The sequence below is a fragment of the Caballeronia telluris genome, from assembly GCF_001544495.1.
GTDB lineage: Bacteria > Pseudomonadota > Gammaproteobacteria > Burkholderiales > Burkholderiaceae > Caballeronia > Caballeronia telluris.
On the sequence record NZ_FCNZ02000055.1, the window covers coordinates 1 to 16,007 of the forward strand.

The window sequence follows — 16,007 nt, forward strand, 5'->3', positions numbered from 1 at the left end:
GCAGTCGCGTCATGCCCGAATCCAGCAACGCGAACTCCCGATACAGCGGTATGTCGTGCAGCGCTTCCTCCATCGCCCCGGACGACCCGTCTTGCCCTTCGGGTAGTGCGGCTCGATGAGATCAATCAGCTTCTGCCACGGCACCACGCGTGTCATCTCATCGAGAAATTCGCGTTTACGGGTACGCTTGGTCGACAGGTTCAAGCCAAGATCCATTTGCGACATCACCACACCTCATCCGTTGAGCCCGTTTCAAGCGTAATTCATTTCGGCCATCGTTGGGAGAGTTATGCAGACCTTTCTATATTGCTACTTCCATGGAGTGCTCCTTCATGTTGCCGATTCGGACACCGACCGGGCACGGCGCAGCGCCTCTAACCGGCTGCAACGGATATTGCGATTTGCACGAACAGCACTTTGACGATCGTCATCGACGGAAAAATCATCGCGTACATGACGTCGGGCTGATCAGTCGGCGCGATGCGGTTGGCGAACGCGAGAATGGCCGGGTTGCCGGTGGCGCCGCAAATCACGCCGACTGAGGTGTCGAAGGGCAGCCTGAAGACCCACAAGCAGAACACTGCGGTAACGCCCACGAGAATCAGCAGGGTGATTGCGCCATAAAGCAGCAGCATCGGGCCGGCTGTGCCCACGGTCGCGACGAACTTCGGACCGCACGAGATACCTACCTGTGCGAGAAAAATGGTGAGTCCCAGATTGCGCAACACGAGGTTCGCGGACAGCGGCATGACCCATACTAATGGTCCGTTGCGGCGGGCCTTGCCCAGGCACAGCGCGACCAGAAGCAACGCGGCGAGACCGAGGTTGAAGGCGCCGAGGCCTGGCACGGACAGCGGAATCGCGCCGACCAACAGGCCCGCCGCAGCGCCGATGCCAAGGCAGACGAAGCTGAGATCGGCCGTGCCCTTGATCGAATCGCCAAAGAAGGCCCGGACCGTCGCCTGATGCGCGCGGTTGACGAGTAGGCCCACGCGGTCGCCCGCTTCGAGCACAAGGTCGGGCGTCGACAGCAGATCGGCGTCGCCGCGGCGCACGTGTGCGATCGCACAGTTGATGCCATCGGGAAAGCGCACGTTGCCGATTGACATGCCGAGCACCGCCGGACTGGACGCAAACACCTGCATATAGTCGAGGTCCTCTCGATGGCTCGTCATGCGCCCGGGCTGCGACTCACCGCAAAGCGCAGTGGCCTGATCCAGCAGACGCCGATCGGTCGATGTGGCGAGCACCACGTCGTCCATGCGCAAGATGAAGTCTTCAATCGGCAGCTGATTGTGATGCTCGCGCCGCACCGCTGCGATCGCGACACCTGCGGGTAGGCGGCGTGCAAGCTCCGATAGGCTTAGCCCGAACAGGCTCGCGTTTCTCAACGCGATCTCAGCAGTTTCCAGCACTTTCGCAGGCGGCTTTGGGACCTTTACTTTAAGCGCGACGTTCAGCGCGTAGAGAAACAAAATCGGCCCGGCGACGCCGATCGGGTAGGCGACGCTATACGCCACGGCCGCGTCAGTGCTCTTCATCGACGCGATGGCGACCTGCAGGCTGGCCGTACTGGTACCGCTTCCCGCGAACATGCCGAGCGAATCCGCGAGCCTGAGGCCGAACGATATGAAGCCGCAGGACGCCAGGCCCGCCGCGATCACGCCGATGCCCGCGGCGACATTCGCCTTCACCCCTTCGCGGCTCGTCAATCCCTTGAAGAACTGCGCGCCGTACTGAATGCCGATGCCATACAGAAAAAGCAGCAGGCCGAGCGTACCCAAGAGAGCCGGAGGCGCGGATTTCGGCGCGAAGGCGCCAAGCGCGAGTCCGACGAACAACACCGCCCCCGATCCAAGCGCGACGCCCTTGATATTGACTTCACCGATCAGATATCCCAGCGCGATTGTCACGAACAGTGCAAACAGCGACTGATTCTCGAGGAACGTCTTGACTGCTTCCATTCCGCCTCCTGTGAATAGACCAATCAACGGAACCGTACACAAATATCAGAGCCCACTTCGGGGCGCATAGTAGACGGTCAGGAAGATGCGCTCATCGCTGATTCGAGCACGACGACACTGCGCGCTTTCACGAGACACAGGCGGCGTTCGAGTGTGGCGGTTTCGGCACTTGGCACAATGTCTTGCGGTGGTTGGGCTGCGGTATCGACAATGCGCCGCCACGCATGTTTGTCTAAAAGCGGAAGTGCGGCCGCGCGGACGTCCTCGTTCATGTTCAGGATGATATGCAGCATGGGGTCGCCCGGCGCATGCCCCGCCAGCGTAAATGCAACGAAGCGCGCGTTCGGATCGTGCCAGGCAGGCTCGCAGAGCCGCTCGCCGTGCCAGGCGACGTCTGGGTGCGACTGGCCGTCCGCGGGCAGGCCCGTGAGGAAACGGCGACGGCGCAGGCTTGTGTGACGCTTGCGCAGGGCGATCAGCTCACGCACGAAGCGGAGCATATTGAGCGCGTCATCGGAGTGCCGCCAATCCACCCAAGAAATTGCGTTGTCTTGGCAGAAAGCGTTGTTATTGCCGCGCTGGCTGCGCAACAACTCGTCTCCGGCAAGAATCATCGGCACGCCTTGGCTGAGCAGCAGGATTGCCATGTGGTTGCGCGCTTGCCGAAGACGTAGCGCAATGACCGCTGGATCGTCCGATTCGCCCTCCACACCACAATTCCACGAGAGATTGTCGCTGCTGCCGTCGCGGTTATCCTCGCCGTTCGCCTCATTGTGCTTCCCGTTATAGCTGACGAGATCCATCAAGGTGAAGCCGTCGTGACAGGTCACGAAATTGATGCTGCTCGTGGGCAGCCTGCCATCGTCCTGATAAAGGTCCGCGCTGCCTGCCATACAGGTGCACAAGGCGCCAATGATGCCCGGATCGCCGCGCACAAAACGTCGGACGACGTCGCGGTAGCGTCCGTTCCATTCCGCCCACGCCATGCCCGGAAACGCGCCTACGTGATAGAGGCCGGCCGCGTCCCACGCTTCTGCGATAAGCGGCACCCGCGCGAGCACCGGCGACGCCTCGATCGACCAGGGTAAAGGCGGCGTGGCGAGCAACTCACCCTGCGCACCGCGCGCGAAGATACTCGCGAGATCGAATCTGAAACCGTCGACGCCCAGTTCGCGAACCCAGTATTCGAGGCAACGCGTGATAAACGCCGATACGAGCGGATGATTGCAATTGACGGTGTTGCCGCAGCCCGTGTAGTCGCGATAACGCCGCGCATCGCCCATATCGACCTGATAAAAAACGTCGTTTGCCAGGACCTTGAAGTGAATCACAGGCCCGTCCGTGCCCGCTTCGGACGTGTGGTTGAACACAACGTCCAGCAGCACGCATATGCCTGCCGCATGCAATGCGTCTACAAAGGCGCGGAATTCCTGCGGCGCACGAGATGGTTCGACGCAATACCGCGGGTGCGGACTGTAGAAGCTGTACGTGCTGTAGCCCCAATAGTTGCAAAGCCCTCGCTCGACGGCGGGCGCGGGCACATCTTGTTCATCGAATGCCATCACCGGCAACAATTCGACATGCGTGACCCCGAGCGCCTGCAGGTAGGGAATTTTCTCCATCAGTCCGGCGAAGCTGCCGGGCTGGGCAACGCCGCTCGAGGCATGCCGTGTGAAGCCACCCACGTGCAGCTCGTAGATCACCGCGCCCTCAAGACCGGGAATGTTCCTGTCGGCGCGCGCGTCCAGCGGCTCGGTTACGAACCCCCGAAGCGACGCGTGATCGGACCCGTGCGCGTCAGCGGCTTGCGGGCGACTATATAACTGATCACTTACCGCGCGCACCCAGGGATCGACCAGTTGCTTTCTGCTCGCGGCCTCGTCGCTCATCTGAGGCACGCCGTGCGGACCGGAAGCGCGCCATGTGTAGCAGCAGCCCACTGGAAGGTCCACGACAAGGACGTGCCAGAAAAAGAAAGTACGGTTCTCCGGTTCGTCGAGCGGGATGACCTGAACCGGCTCCGTGCTCTCCGAGGACGGGTAGAGCAAGAGTTCGACACGTGTTGCTTGCCGGCAGAACACGCAAAAGTTGACGCCCTCCGGCATGACCGTGGCGCCAGGGGGAAAACGCGAACCGGGCAACGTCCTGTACCTCGGGCGAGCCTTCGCTTCAGGGCTGTCCAAGTTCGATCCTCACGGGGCGCGTCTTCCAAATGCGCCCGCAATATTCCCTGATCGCACGATCCGACGAGAACTTACCAGAGCGCGCCGTGTTCATGATCGACATGCGGGTCCATTGCCGCGCGTCGTGCCAAGCTTCGCTCACGCGTTCCTGGCAGGCGACGTAATCTGCAAAGTCCGCAAGCACGAGGAAGGGATCGTGCTGCATGAGGCTGTCGAGCAGCGGCCGGAACGTCTCCTTGTCACCGCGCGAGAACCGTCCTTGCGCGATCTGATCAAGTGCATCGCGCAGGTCCTCGTTCGCCCGCACATACTCGGCGGGGCGGTAACCCGCGAGCTTGACCTCGTCGACCTGCGGCGCGGTCAGACCGAAGAGGAAGAAGTTTTCGGCACCCGCTTCATCGCGAATTTCCACGTTGGCGCCGTCCAGCGTGCCGATGGTCAGTGCGCCGTTCATCATGAACTTCATGTTTCCCGTACCGGACGCCTCCTTGCCCGCCGTCGAGATCTGTTCGGAGAGGTCCGCCGCCGGATAGACCGCGTGCCCGTTCTTCACGTTGAAATCCGGATAGAACACGACCTTCATCCGCCCCTTGATCGCCGGATCGCTGTTCACGACTTCCGCAATGCCCGTAATCAGACGAATGATGAGCTTCGCCATCGCATACCCCGGTGCCGCCTTTCCACCGAAGATAAAACAGCGCGACGCCGTGTCGAGATCTGGGGTACGGCTCAGGCGCCGATACAGACTGATAATGTAGAGCGCGTTCAGATGCTGGCGTTTATATTCGTGAATGCGCTTAACTTGAATATCGAAGAGCGCGTTCGGATCTACGTCGATCCCGGTCAGGCTTTTTATGCGCGCGGCGAGCGCCGTCTTGTTGTCGGCGCGTATGGAGCGCCATGCGTCGTGAAACGCGATGTCGTCGGCGAATGCGACGAGCGCGTCAAGCCGCGCGAGATCGGTGGCCCAGTCCGCGCCGATGGTCTTGTCGAGCAGGCACGCGAGTGCCGGATTGCTCAACATCAGAAACCGACGCGGCGTGACGCCGTTCGTCACGCTAAGGAACTGTTGTGGAGACATTTCGGCAAAATCGCGCATCACGGTCTGCTTAAGCAGGTCGGAATGGAGCGCGGCCACGCCATTGACCGCATGACTTCCAACAGTGGCGAGATGCGCCATTCGCACTTTCCTGCCGCCGCTCTCGTCGATGAGAGACATGCGCTTCACGCGCGCCTCATCGCCCGGGAAGGCACGCCGCACCTCATCCAGAAAGCGGCGGTTGATTTCATAAATGATTTCGAGAGGGCGCGGTAACAGGCTTTCAAACAGCGGCAGGCCCCAAGTTTCGAGCGCCTCGGGCAGTAACGTGTGGTTCGTGTACGCGAAGGTGCGCTGCGTGATGTCCCAAGCGGCGTCCCACGAAACAAGATGCTCGTCCACCAGCAGACGCATCAATTCTGCGACGGCGATTGACGGGTGAGTGTCGTTCAGTTGCGCCGCGAAGAGCTCGGCAAAGCGTTGAACCGGCGTGCCCTTAGCGTCCGCGAGTCGCAACATGTCCTGGAGCGAGCAGGAAACGAAAAAATATTGCTGCGCGAGACGCAGTCGCTTTCCTGCTTCGGGCTCGTCATTGGGATAGAGCACTTTGGAAAGTGTCTCAGAGACGACTTTCTCCTGCACCGCTTCGTAATACTCGCCCGAATTGAAATCCTGAAAATCAAAGGATTCTACCGCTTCGCTTTTCCACAGGCGCAAGACGTTACACGTATCGACGCGGTAGCCCTGCACTGGCATATCACAAGCGACGCCTTTGACCTGTCGCGCTGGCACCCAGCGTACACGCAAGCGGCCTTCGGCATCGGTTTCACTTTCCGTCCGTCCCCCAAAGCACACGTAATAGCTGAGGTCAGGACGCACGATCTCCCACGGATTGCCCCTTTGCAGCCACTTGTCCGTGATCTCAATCTGCCGCCCGTCGCGAATCTCTTGATCGAAGATGCCAAACTCGTAGCGGATGCCGTAGCCGATCGCGGGAATCTCCAGCGTCGAAAGCGAATCCATATAGCATGCAGCAAGCCGCCCAAGGCCGCCGTTTCCAAGTCCCGGTTCTTCCTCGATGGCAAGCAACTCGTCCAAATTCTGTCCCAACGCGCTGACGGCTTCACGGGCCTCGGATTGCATTCCCAGGTTCAACAGATTGTTGCCAAGCTGAGGACCGATCAAGAACTCGGCCGAAAGATAGCAAGCGACCTTAACGTCCTTTTCTGCGTACGTCTTCGTCGAAGCGGCCCAGCGCGCAAGCATGCGATCCCTAACGCTAAAAGCGAGCGCCATGTACCAATCGTGGCTCGTCGCGATGTCGGGATAGCGCGCCTGACGACATATGAGATTGCGGACCACCTCATGTTGGAACGCGAGAGCGGCTGCGCCGCTCGGCGCGGTCCCCACGCCGTACGCCGTGTCTGCTGCAGGGACGTGGCTCATCACCGCTCCTTCGCGTCGCCATCCTGACTTAGCAAGAATATGTCAGCCGACGCAATTTGCAAGCAAATGCTCCCCGAATGACGTGTGCCGCCATCGGGGCGTGGTAATTGTGCGGATGACGCAGATAATGCGGTCTTCGTTCACGCTTCTCCCTTCGATTCGTGGGCCGTGCATTGCGTCGCAGCAGAGCCGTCACCGACAGCGTGACACTTGGTGTCCCGATGCACGCCGGCGCCGTCAGATCTCATCGCGCTCGTGCATCACCTGCGCATCAAGCGTGCGGCTTTTCCGAAACAAGTCGTTGCCGTCGACTACCATCTGGGCAGGCCGGCGCTCATCATTGCCAGAGAGGCGCCGCTCCGCGGCCGTCGTTCGAGACGTGACCGGTCCCTGCTGACAGGGGCAACAAACTTTCTCCGCGTCGCTCGCTCGTCGCACCATCTTGCGGACGCAACTGAACACACCTCGGCTCGGGTGCGCATCTGCCGATGGTCGAGCTGCACGGCTGAAATCGCCGTCGAAACCGTGTTCGGCAACCTCAAAAAGGATGGGCCTTGCACAGCGGGCTTGGGCGCAGGGTTCCTGTAACGCGGCAGCGACTGCGGATGTTAAACATCTGTGTCGGTGCGCTGCGCAAGGGCCGATACGATCATTCTCTCTAATCGCTCAACTGCCGCCGTCACCACACCGAGTCGAACTTCCCTCAACTGGCGGTCGTGCTCGTTGATCACAGAGGGCAGCAGGTCGAGCATTGCCTCCGGCACGGTCCAATCGCCGCTCGCCGCTCCGCGATCCAAGAGCGCGAGTATTCGACGTTCTGCTTCCTTGACCAATGACAAGTCGAGCAGTCCGTGCCCTGCTTCGGTTATGAAACTGGTGAGTAGCACCGCTTGTGCGACAGTCTTGACTTCCCTCGATGTGGATCGCTGGCCGCGCATGGCCTCGAATGCAAGGCGCGACTGTAGGCACATCGCGTCCGCATCGCGCCGAGGCATCGGCAGGAACTGCGTTTTAGAGTTCTTCCGTGGATGTCTGGCCGGCTTGCGTTTTTTCATAGAGGGAGGACGGTCTCAGAGACTTTGAAAAACACGATGTTAAGAGACGTAGCAACGGCAGGGTTGCTTACGTCCGAACGCAGCTTAATATGCGCCGCTGAGCCTCGGGGTGATTCGCATTAACCTTGGTCAGCTGGGTTGACCCTGCGGGTACTCCCGCCACGGTGATGACGAGTAAATACGTCGGCACGGCGCTATATCGGATCGAAGACGCGCTCGGGCGCGCGAGCATTCCGGTGGGCCGCGGTACATTGGGGCACTAGATCATCCAGCCGACGCACTTGCATCTCGATCGCCTATACAAGGTGTTACGCACGACGTCGCTCTCGCAGCCGTTGATTCATGGCGATGAGACTACCGTCGAATGGCAGAGATCGACCATCGGACCTCGCCTCTACCGGAGTGGATCTCGAATCCGGCGCACCACATTCATTTTGAGATGGCGATATCTCGCTGACCTCGAAGTGCGTGGGAATCCGCGCCGTAGGATCTCGATGCTGCTTCCCGCGCGATGACGAGATGACGCGGAATTTGAGCTCTTCGAGCCCGAATCTATTCAGGTTATCTTGAGCCGAAGCCAACCGACACGGTCCCCGTACCCTTCGCCGCCACATTGGTCTTTGTCGAAGAAGACGGTGCCGAAGTCGATCTTGATCTACGATGTAGAAGTTAGAAATCGATCGCGCCGGTCGTCGGCCCAGATCACCAACTCCGAAGAGGCGCACTCAATGGCTTTTGTGTTGTCCGCCGCGATTTTCCTAACGTCCACTGGATTCCTCGTCGGCGCCGCGCTAGAGCCGACCGCGCCGACGGTGATCGTGCCGTCCTCATCGCCTGGCTCGAGCGAAGGCAAGACTAACGTCTCGCAACTAAGCCCCAAGCTCTCGGACGAAGCCGCCACTGGTTCAGCAGGCTCGAGAGCCACGCGCGATTAGCGCACAAGCTCGACGCACGGTCTATCGACAGAGTCGTACGCCACGCGGGCCGTCCCCGACGGCCGGGTGTGCCCTGCGGCCCCGGTGTCAGATGTCGAGCTTGCTGACCTTGGTGCCTTCGAAGCTAAGATTGGCCATCAGGCCGGAGTTCGTCAGTACGAAACCGACGATAGGCGCATTCGTCGTCGCGGTGTCGAGCGTACCGTTGGCGCCCGACTTCGCCACCGCTACCGAGCCATCCACGCCGGCTGTCCAGCCCTTGTCGCTCGTTCTGAATTTATCGAGCGCGTCCTGGGTCATGAACATCAGGACCACCACCTTGGACTGGGCGCCGATCTGCAAGCCGAACGAGGCGGTACTGGTCTTGTAATAGCCGGTGGACCTCCCTCCTGCTCGCAGAGCGCCTTCACCATACTCGCCGCCGACTACGAGGCCTGCCGCGATCACCGACGGAAAGACGAGGATGCCCTTGGCCTTGCTGCCCTGCTCCCGCGCGCCTGGCGTCGCACTGTAGAGCTTGTTGAGGGCGCCATCGACGCCGCCATCGATTTCTTGACGCTTGGTCGCCGCTTCCGTCGGATTCGAGGTCGACCCGCAAGCGGCCAGCGAGCTTGCCAGGGCGATGGCGGTCAACGAAAAGAAGAAGGTACGGCGATACATGAGACTCTCCTCAATTGAAGTTCGGCAGACTTGCGCATGACTCACCGGCATCGGTTGCGCGCATCTATCGAAGCAACGAAGTAACACAGACTGATGCGTTGCCTAAAGGCAGCCGCCAATATCGCCGCTGGGGTTGCCGCCCCCGCCGCCCCCGCGCAAGCCGACCCACGTTTTGCTATTACCCGTCCACGACGGGCGCACGAGAGCGGCTGCGCCATTTGGAGGCTGCTGACCCGGAACATAGACGTCCATCGCCTGGTTGTTCGCCAAAACGACCTGCGGCATGACTTGCTGTTGGGACTGGTTTGCCCATTTTTGAGCGATGCATTGCGCGACTGTGGAGGCCGGTTGCTGGCTTTCTCCGACTGGTTGCGCGCTCGGCGGCATCGGTTGACTGGCACACGCTGAAACAGCAACGGTTACGACAAGAAGCAGGAACGGTCTCATTTTTTTACCTCCAGTTGGATCTTGCGCACCCAAGCGCGCAGGGGATTCAATCTTTGCGTCGCAGCGGTAACCTTTTCGTTCTGAAACGTCTTACGAAACTGGTCCAAAATCGAAGGTACGGTGCAAGTCAGCCGAATGGGGCCGCCCTGCCTACTCAGGCCGTTGACGTTGCCATGACAATCTCCCCAATCTCCGAAAACTACGTCCAGAGAATAATAGGCCTAACGCAGGCTAGCGGGCATAAGACCTAGGTCCAATGTCACGGCGACCAATAATGGACTAGTCGGACTGTACGGAAGAACGATCGCTCCTAGAAGCAATCATGCCTTTCCCTAGGCAATGGAGACAGGACTAATGTGCTACGAAAAGGCTGATCAGATGCTGGTTTCTGCGCTAGGCCGCGAAGGAAATACGATTGGAAAAGAAGCCTTCGGCTAGGCGAGGCTCGTTTACGCCAGCGCCAAGCTGCCACGCGAGTTAGCCCCGCTCGCTGATCGACGCGACACACCTAATGCTTGCGGCCTTGGCGTGCGTGCTCTTCTCCCGTGGCGGCTTGCTGGTTGAACTGACGTATAAGTTGGTACCTCTCCCGCATCGCCTTTCAGAGGCCCGTGTCGCAAGGTCGTCTGAATGGAGCGTTGCCTCAGAAAATGGACGAGTGTTGCGTTTGCACGATGAGTTGCCACCAGGATGGCCGCGTGCGACGCGCTGCCTACCACACCGCCGCCGAATGTCCACCGGATTCGCTTATCGCCTGATTACAGTAAACTATGGGCGATCGAGCTTGATCTTTCATCGTAATCTGTCCGTTAAGATATCGCCCCCTTGCCGCTACGGAGCGTCGATCGCCAGCGGTCCGGGGGCGACTGCGACATGGGTTTCGGGGAAAAGCTTCGGATAAAAAAAGCCCGCAAAGGATGCACCGAGCAGTGGCGCGACCCAGAAAAGCCACAACTGGGATAGCGCCCCCCAGCCAACGATTAATGCGGGTCCTGTTGAACGTGCTGGATTCACCGAGGTATTCGTCACCGGAATGGAGATCAGGTGAATGAGTGTGAGGCACAGGCCAATACTGAGCGGAGCAAATCCAGAAATGGCACGACCGTCTGTGGCGCCGAGAATAACGAATACAAAGAAGAAGGTCATCACCACTTCACATACGAGGGCTGCCAGCAAAGAGTAATTTCCCGGCGAATGCGCGCCATAACCGTTTGTCGCGAAGCCGCTCGCCGTAACATCGTATCCAGGCGCTCCGTTCGCGATGACGTAGAGCACGATTGCTCCAATGATCCCTCCTATGACCTGGGCGATGATATATGGGCCCAGGTCACGAAGGGGAAGCCGACCGGCTACCGTAAGTCCGACACTGACCGCGGGATTCAGATGCGCTCCTGAGATGTGGCCGATGGCGTAGGCCATGGTCAAAACGGTTAAGCCAAAGGCAAGCGACACACCGGCAAAGCCTATCCCGGTTCCGGGAAATTTGGCAGCCAGTACAGCGCTTCCGCAGCCGCCGAGCACGAGCCAAAAGGTGCCAAACATTTCCGCAGCAAACCGATGTTTGATTGACATGACGGAGCTCCACCTATAGAAATAATGTGAAGAGAAGATTACCCGCAGGGCGGGCTGCTGTGCTCATACCATTGCCACAACCAAGGGCGGAGTCATTAGCGCTCGAGGGAAGCTGCTCGCGATATCTGCTCTCATCGATTGGAAAAGCATAGAACGCGAAATGTTAAAACTCTAGCGTTGGGCTCCGATGCTGATCGGCCGGTCCCGATGTTTCGGAGTTCGGGAGCCCAGCTTGGGTTCTCCCTTCAGTGGTTAAGTGGTTAGCGGTTGTGCATAGCCCCGCGATTGGCCCGTGTGCATCGGACTTGTGCATATAAGATAGGCCAATACGCCTTGCATTGCGCGACGGCTTTGCTACAACGTAGATTGGTCCCCTCGCGAGTGCGCGATGGTTCGCCCGCCCCCTGTCGGCGGGCTTTCTTTTTGCTGCCTCGGAGATGCGTCCTCTGGTCTCGAAACCTGTTGTAGAGCATGATCTTGGCCCGCCGCTGCGCGGACCCTCTTTCGTCCGTCTCGATTTAGCGCTACGCTATGCATGCGTCTTCTCTGAGCGGGGGACGTGCATACTCCTTGCCCGCCTCGGCGGGCTTCTTTTTGGGGCGGACCAGGCCGTGCGCTTCACCTTCGTGATCCGCAGTGACGGCTTCCGGTTTAGGAAAAATGGAGGCGGCGAATGACGGCCAGGTACCGACCGAAGGCGAAGCGCGCGGTATGGGCGTGGTGGAGTTCGCTAACTGAATTGGAACAGGCAGCATGGCTAGCCAAAGCCGACACGGCAGTGCCTGCGGTAGCTTGGGCGCTGTATCAAAACATATTAAGCCCATCCACCGCAGCCAATCCCGACGACTCGAAGCCGGTAGTACTTAAATAGAACTCCCGTGCGTTTACAGCTTTGATAACACCCGCTGTCAGCGGGCGGTGTTATAGAGGTTGACGTTGGCTTGCTGAGGCGAGCGACTCGGCGAAAGACCTCGAACGGTGAATAGAACGCGTGGGTTGTGTGCGGCCGGTTGTTCAGGCTGTTGGCGGTAGCATCGAGTTCGTCCTGTGTGTAGACCGAAAGGTCGGCTCCTTTGGGCAAATATTGTCGCAGCAAGCCGTTGGTGGTTCACATGTGCCGCGTTGTCCAACGGAGGATTGGTTCTCAGCGCCTTTTATGAGGTCGCCTTCCCAGTGGCCAGGCAGCAGGCGGTCTTCGATTTAGGGTGGGCGAACGTGGATACTCACCATGTCGGGAACCTGTTCGCGTCAGTCTATGCCGCGCGTGCGCGACATGCGGGTGTTGTGGCCGTGGCGCAGTGAGGCAAATCAACTGGCGGCGCAATTCGCCAGGCGGCTGAGCCTACATAGCCGCGTAAAAGGTTTCATGCGATGCGTGCTGGGTTGGGTCGGTCGATACATCCGCCTAAGTGTGCCCGATATCGGCTGGGGCGACCAAACCGCGGGTCTTCAACTCGTTGAAGACCTTCAGCCAAAACTTGGCGCATTCGCAACGCATCTACATCAAACTACCCCACTCATAGTCCACGGTGTCTGGTGTCAGCGGGAACAGTCCCGCTCCCGGCGTGAACGTAAGTTTGCCGAAATAGATGGCCCCGTCGACATCATAAAGGTCGACTCGCACGAAGTCGAAGTCGCTCGCCAAGGTACGCGCTACAGTCAGCAGTTTGTCGAGGTTCGCGGGACGCGGAGCGGGGGTCGCACTGCGTTCGTATTGGCCCATCCTTATGTCGAGGGCATTCCATTGAGCGTCGTAAATATCGCCGCGCGGGTGTTTTTCGAAGCGATCCGAAATGACCAAGACAAATATTGCGGGATTCTCCGCATCACGATTGAAAATATGAATCTTTATGTCGGGTGGTATTCGTCCGTCGGGCTTGCAAAAGCGTCTCGAAGAATATCCGCCGATCAATATCGCTGTAATGCCGCTCTCTCGCAGTCGCGTAGAAATTCGTTGATAACCAACGCTGCGCCAGCGCGTCGAGTCCTTCAAAAGACGTTGCGCCTTTGTCCTCGACGATCTTGACGAAACCGCAACCGTGCTTCCAGATGGTGTCGATATGCTGGTTAATGACGCGAATAAATGCGCGTCGCTATCGTCACCCACGCGAGGTATCACATGGAACCGAAAAAGAAAGAGTCCGTCGACGCGATCAAGTCGTTCATCGACGTTATTCAAGCTGCATTCACCGCCGCCTGGAAAGCGATCCTCCTGCTCGGCAGCCTAATCCTGGTCGCCTACTGCTACTTCGAAAGCATCGTGCCCGAGGGTCTGTCGCTCGGCGATGCTTTCTTCCTCGCGTCCGCTGCATTCTCCTTCACCTGTATTGCGTTGATTGGCATTGGCTTCGGTGCCTTCTCGGCGGTGTGGGCACTTAAGCTCGTCGTCGGCGCCAACAACTTCCGCCTCAAGCGGCGAGGCGAGCCGCCGGCGGCTACGCTCCATCGGGCAGTCGATAACGTATCGATGCTCTTCATGTCGCTCCTCGTTGCGCTCCCCTCGCCTACCTGTTGGTTTTTGTCAGGGATCAGGCGCCCGACGCGCGCATGCACGCGACGCTGATGTTCTTTGCGGCTGTCGGCGCGATCACAGCGATCATCCTGCTTATCGTTCCAGTTAAGGCGGAGCAGCGCAGTGTTTGGCTCACCGTGAGTTTTCTTGCGATGGCCGTTTTCGGCTTGCTGGTCGCAACACGCCCCGCCTTGTTTGATCTGGACCTTGCCGGAACACGAAATGAAGAGCGCCAAGGACAGAGACGCTCATACCCGGGTAATACATAGTCGTTTGGAACTGTCATATAAGCGCGTGCATGTTCTAAAATGAACGAACTGGACTTCGACGATGCCGCTTCGACATCGTTTTCCCCGTGCTCGCGTCGATATCGTCGATGTCTTTGCGACGCTGCCGTCTTGAGCCAACGCAACGTATACCTCAATGACCTCGCCTGATCGACGACGGAATTGCTTGAATCTTAGAAGCAGAAAAGTGTGACTCGGTCGTGACGCTGTCGAGTCGACTGGACGCCATGAATGGGCACGCACCCTCGCCCGCTGCGTCTTTCCTCCAGCCAACAACCTGACCCGCTCGGCCGCGGGTCGCGTGCGGGCTGTGACATCGGACGGTGATAGCCATGCGCAACATCCTGATTGTGCTTCTGCTGTCCTGGTTCGTGTTTCCCGCCGCGAGCGTGTTCGCTCAGGCACCGGCGGCAAGCGGCAGCGAGCCTGCGCCGCTGTCGGCCGCCGATCTCGACAAGCTGGTCGGGCCGATCGCCCTTTACCCGGACGACCTCATCGCGATCATCCTGCCTTCGGCAACATATCCGCTCGAAATCGTGCAGGCGGACCGGTTTCTCGATCGCCGAAAGACTGACAAGAACCTCCCGGTCAACGATGCATGGCAGGAACCGATCAAGGCCTTGCTGAACTACCCCGAGGTCGTCAAGAAGATGAGCACCGAACTCGACTGGACGGCTGCCCTCGGTGAAGCCGTGGTGGCCGACCAGAGCGGCGTGCTTCAGGCCATCCAGCGCTTTCGCCGTCAGACGCAATCCGCCGGCAACCTGAAGTCCGATGACAAGCAGGTGGTCGTGGTCGAAAAGGAAGTGGTCAAGATCGTGCCCGCCAATCCTGAAGTGATCTATGTGCCGCAGTACAACCCGTCGACCGTGGTCGTCAGCAGCCCGTATCCCGTGTATGGTTATGCGCCCGCGCCGTATCCCGTCTATTACTATCCCTACGCACCCGGCGCCGCGCTCGCGACCGGCCTGATCTGGGGCGCGGCCATGGGCGCTGCATGGGGCGGCGGCCGCTATGAAGCGAACTACAGCGGCGGCAACAACACGATCAACATCAACCGGGATCAGAGCGTCAACCGGGGCGACGTCAACAGGTCCAATGTCGATGCGGCGAACACCAACCGCACGAATCGCCAGTCGGCGCAGTCGAGCACGTGGAAGTCAGAGAAGAAGCCCGGCCAGGTATCCGGCAGCACCGCGCGCGCGAATTCACCGCGCGTAGGCGACACGGCGACCCGAAGTGCAGGAGGCACGTCCGGCGCAGCAGGCAACCGTCAAACAACGCAGCGCGCATCGTCGCAGAATGCGGCGCCCCGGAACAACGCGGCGTCGCAGGGTCGCGGCGGCGACGCCTTTAGCGGCTACGGCTCGGGGCGCGATGCACAGGCAAACAGTTCGCGCGGAGCGGCGAGCCGTGAGTCGATGTCGAGCACGCGGAGTCCGTCCGCCGACCGGACGAGCGCCAGCGGACGCGGCGGCGGCGGACATTCCGGCGGCGGTCGCGCCGGTGGCGCCGGGCGCGCCGGCGGCGGCGGCGGTGGACGAAGCTTCAGTGGGGGCGGAGGCCGCGGTGGCCGCCGGTAACGAAACGGAGACCACCATGCACGGATCTGGAAAGATCGGCACACACGCGCGTCTGCTTCGCCGTCCGGCGATCGTCCGGACCTTGGGCGGCCTCGCGCTGGCATTCGGCCTCTGCATGCCGCCCTGCAGTCTTGCCGCCGATCGGGAGACGTTTCCGACGCCCGAAGCAGCTGTCAGCGCGCTGTCGGCAGCACTCAAGGCGAACGATGAAACCTCCCTGGTCGCGATCTTCGGCGAAGCGCACAAACGGCTCGTCATATCGCCGGATCCGGCCGAGGACCGCGTCCTGCGCGAGAACGCCCTCGCGGAACTGAACGCGTTTCA

At 60.0% G+C, this 16,007-nt stretch carries 12 protein-coding genes and 3 pseudogenes; 5 read left to right on the forward strand and 10 right to left on the reverse strand.

Annotation, left to right across the window (positions count from 1 at the left end):
- The 5 genes and pseudogenes from AWB66_RS30650 to AWB66_RS30670 all read right to left on the reverse strand — a co-directional run.
- Nucleotides 1–225, reverse strand: a pseudogene (locus AWB66_RS30650) (IS5/IS1182 family transposase); the annotation flags it as partial.
- A 149-nt stretch (nucleotides 226–374) separates the two neighbouring features.
- Nucleotides 375–1,964: an aspartate:alanine exchanger family transporter gene (locus AWB66_RS30655; RefSeq protein ID WP_087633778.1), complete on the reverse strand. Its 1,590-nt coding sequence runs from the start codon at nucleotides 1,962–1,964 to the stop codon at nucleotides 375–377.
- Nucleotides 1,965–2,041: 77 nt separating this feature from the next.
- Nucleotides 2,042–4,069 carry a glycogen debranching protein gene (locus tag AWB66_RS30660; RefSeq protein ID WP_087633779.1) on the reverse strand — a complete coding sequence of 676 codons (2,028 nt, stop codon included), beginning with the start codon at nucleotides 4,067–4,069 and terminating at the stop codon, nucleotides 2,042–2,044.
- Between the two features lie 64 nt (nucleotides 4,070–4,133).
- A complete protein-coding gene (locus AWB66_RS30665) occupies nucleotides 4,134–6,632 on the reverse strand; it encodes a glycogen/starch/alpha-glucan phosphorylase (RefSeq protein WP_087633780.1) in 2,499 nt (832 codons plus the stop codon).
- Between the two features lie 608 nt (nucleotides 6,633–7,240).
- Nucleotides 7,241–7,687, reverse strand: coding sequence for a Fis family transcriptional regulator (locus AWB66_RS30670; protein WP_125469846.1), 447 nt, complete (start codon nucleotides 7,685–7,687; stop codon nucleotides 7,241–7,243).
- Nucleotides 7,688–7,833: 146 nt separating this feature from the next.
- On the opposite strand from AWB66_RS30670, the pseudogene AWB66_RS34700 reads away from it, so the two are divergent.
- A pseudogene (locus AWB66_RS34700) lies at nucleotides 7,834–8,052 on the forward strand (IS66 family transposase); the annotation flags it as partial.
- Between the two features lie 657 nt (nucleotides 8,053–8,709).
- On the opposite strand, the gene AWB66_RS30685 reads toward AWB66_RS34700, so the two are convergent.
- The 5 genes and pseudogenes from AWB66_RS30685 to AWB66_RS30705 form a co-directional block, all read right to left on the reverse strand.
- Nucleotides 8,710–9,282, reverse strand: coding sequence for a BPSL1445 family SYLF domain-containing lipoprotein (locus AWB66_RS30685; protein WP_087633783.1), 573 nt, complete (start codon nucleotides 9,280–9,282; stop codon nucleotides 8,710–8,712).
- 102 nt (nucleotides 9,283–9,384) lie between these two features.
- On the reverse strand, nucleotides 9,385–9,729 hold the full coding sequence (locus tag AWB66_RS34705) for a hypothetical protein (RefSeq protein WP_087633784.1): 345 nt from the start codon (nucleotides 9,727–9,729) through the stop codon (nucleotides 9,385–9,387).
- Nucleotides 9,730–10,560: 831 nt separating this feature from the next.
- Nucleotides 10,561–11,301, reverse strand: a complete 741-nt coding sequence (gene aqpZ / locus AWB66_RS30695) for an aquaporin Z (RefSeq protein WP_087633785.1) — start codon at nucleotides 11,299–11,301, stop codon at nucleotides 10,561–10,563.
- 934 nt (nucleotides 11,302–12,235) lie between these two features.
- A pseudogene (locus AWB66_RS34710) lies at nucleotides 12,236–12,738 on the reverse strand (transposase); the annotation flags it as partial.
- A 61-nt stretch (nucleotides 12,739–12,799) separates the two neighbouring features.
- On the reverse strand, nucleotides 12,800–13,294 hold the full coding sequence (locus AWB66_RS30705; protein WP_235021324.1) for an ATP-grasp fold amidoligase family protein: 495 nt from the start codon (nucleotides 13,292–13,294) through the stop codon (nucleotides 12,800–12,802).
- 126 nt (nucleotides 13,295–13,420) lie between these two features.
- Between AWB66_RS30705 and AWB66_RS30710 the strand changes: the two genes are divergently transcribed.
- From AWB66_RS30710 to AWB66_RS30720, 4 genes are all read left to right on the forward strand, one after another.
- Complete coding sequence (locus tag AWB66_RS30710; protein ID WP_235021325.1) at nucleotides 13,421–13,864, forward strand: hypothetical protein; 444 nt, start codon at nucleotides 13,421–13,423, stop codon at nucleotides 13,862–13,864.
- A complete protein-coding gene (locus AWB66_RS34715; protein WP_235021326.1) occupies nucleotides 13,849–14,082 on the forward strand; it encodes a hypothetical protein in 234 nt (77 codons plus the stop codon). Before AWB66_RS30710 ends, AWB66_RS34715 begins: the two co-directional genes overlap by 16 nt.
- A 350-nt stretch (nucleotides 14,083–14,432) precedes the next feature.
- Nucleotides 14,433–15,683 (forward strand): DUF3300 domain-containing protein, encoded by a 1,251-nt coding sequence (locus AWB66_RS30715; RefSeq protein WP_087633786.1) that lies wholly within the window; start codon nucleotides 14,433–14,435, stop codon nucleotides 15,681–15,683.
- Nucleotides 15,670–16,007: DUF2950 family protein (locus AWB66_RS30720; protein ID WP_235021327.1), on the forward strand; the 338-nt coding region annotated here is incomplete at its 3' end. The genes AWB66_RS30715 and AWB66_RS30720, both read left to right, overlap by 14 nt.

Excerpts from the sequence above, each read along its gene's own strand:
- AWB66_RS30655 (WP_087633778.1), bottom strand. The coding sequence starts at position 1,964 with ATGGAAGCAGTCAAGACGTTCCTCGAGAATCAGTCGCTGTTTGCACTG.
- AWB66_RS30660 (WP_087633779.1), bottom strand. The coding sequence starts at position 4,069 with ATGCCGGAGGGCGTCAACTTTTGCGTGTTCTGCCGGCAAGCAACACGT.
- AWB66_RS30665 (WP_087633780.1), bottom strand. The coding sequence starts at position 6,632 with ATGAGCCACGTCCCTGCAGCAGACACGGCGTACGGCGTGGGGACCGCG.
- AWB66_RS30670 (WP_125469846.1), bottom strand. The coding sequence starts at position 7,687 with ATGAAAAAACGCAAGCCGGCCAGACATCCACGGAAGAACTCTAAAACG.
- AWB66_RS30685 (WP_087633783.1), bottom strand. The coding sequence starts at position 9,282 with ATGTATCGCCGTACCTTCTTCTTTTCGTTGACCGCCATCGCCCTGGCA.
- AWB66_RS34705 (WP_087633784.1), bottom strand. The coding sequence starts at position 9,729 with ATGAGACCGTTCCTGCTTCTTGTCGTAACCGTTGCTGTTTCAGCGTGT.
- aqpZ (WP_087633785.1), bottom strand. The coding sequence starts at position 11,301 with ATGTCAATCAAACATCGGTTTGCTGCGGAAATGTTTGGCACCTTTTGG.
- AWB66_RS30710 (WP_235021325.1), top strand. The coding sequence starts at position 13,421 with ATGGAACCGAAAAAGAAAGAGTCCGTCGACGCGATCAAGTCGTTCATC.
- AWB66_RS34715 (WP_235021326.1), top strand. The coding sequence starts at position 13,849 with ATGCACGCGACGCTGATGTTCTTTGCGGCTGTCGGCGCGATCACAGCG.
- AWB66_RS30715 (WP_087633786.1), top strand. The coding sequence starts at position 14,433 with ATGCGCAACATCCTGATTGTGCTTCTGCTGTCCTGGTTCGTGTTTCCC.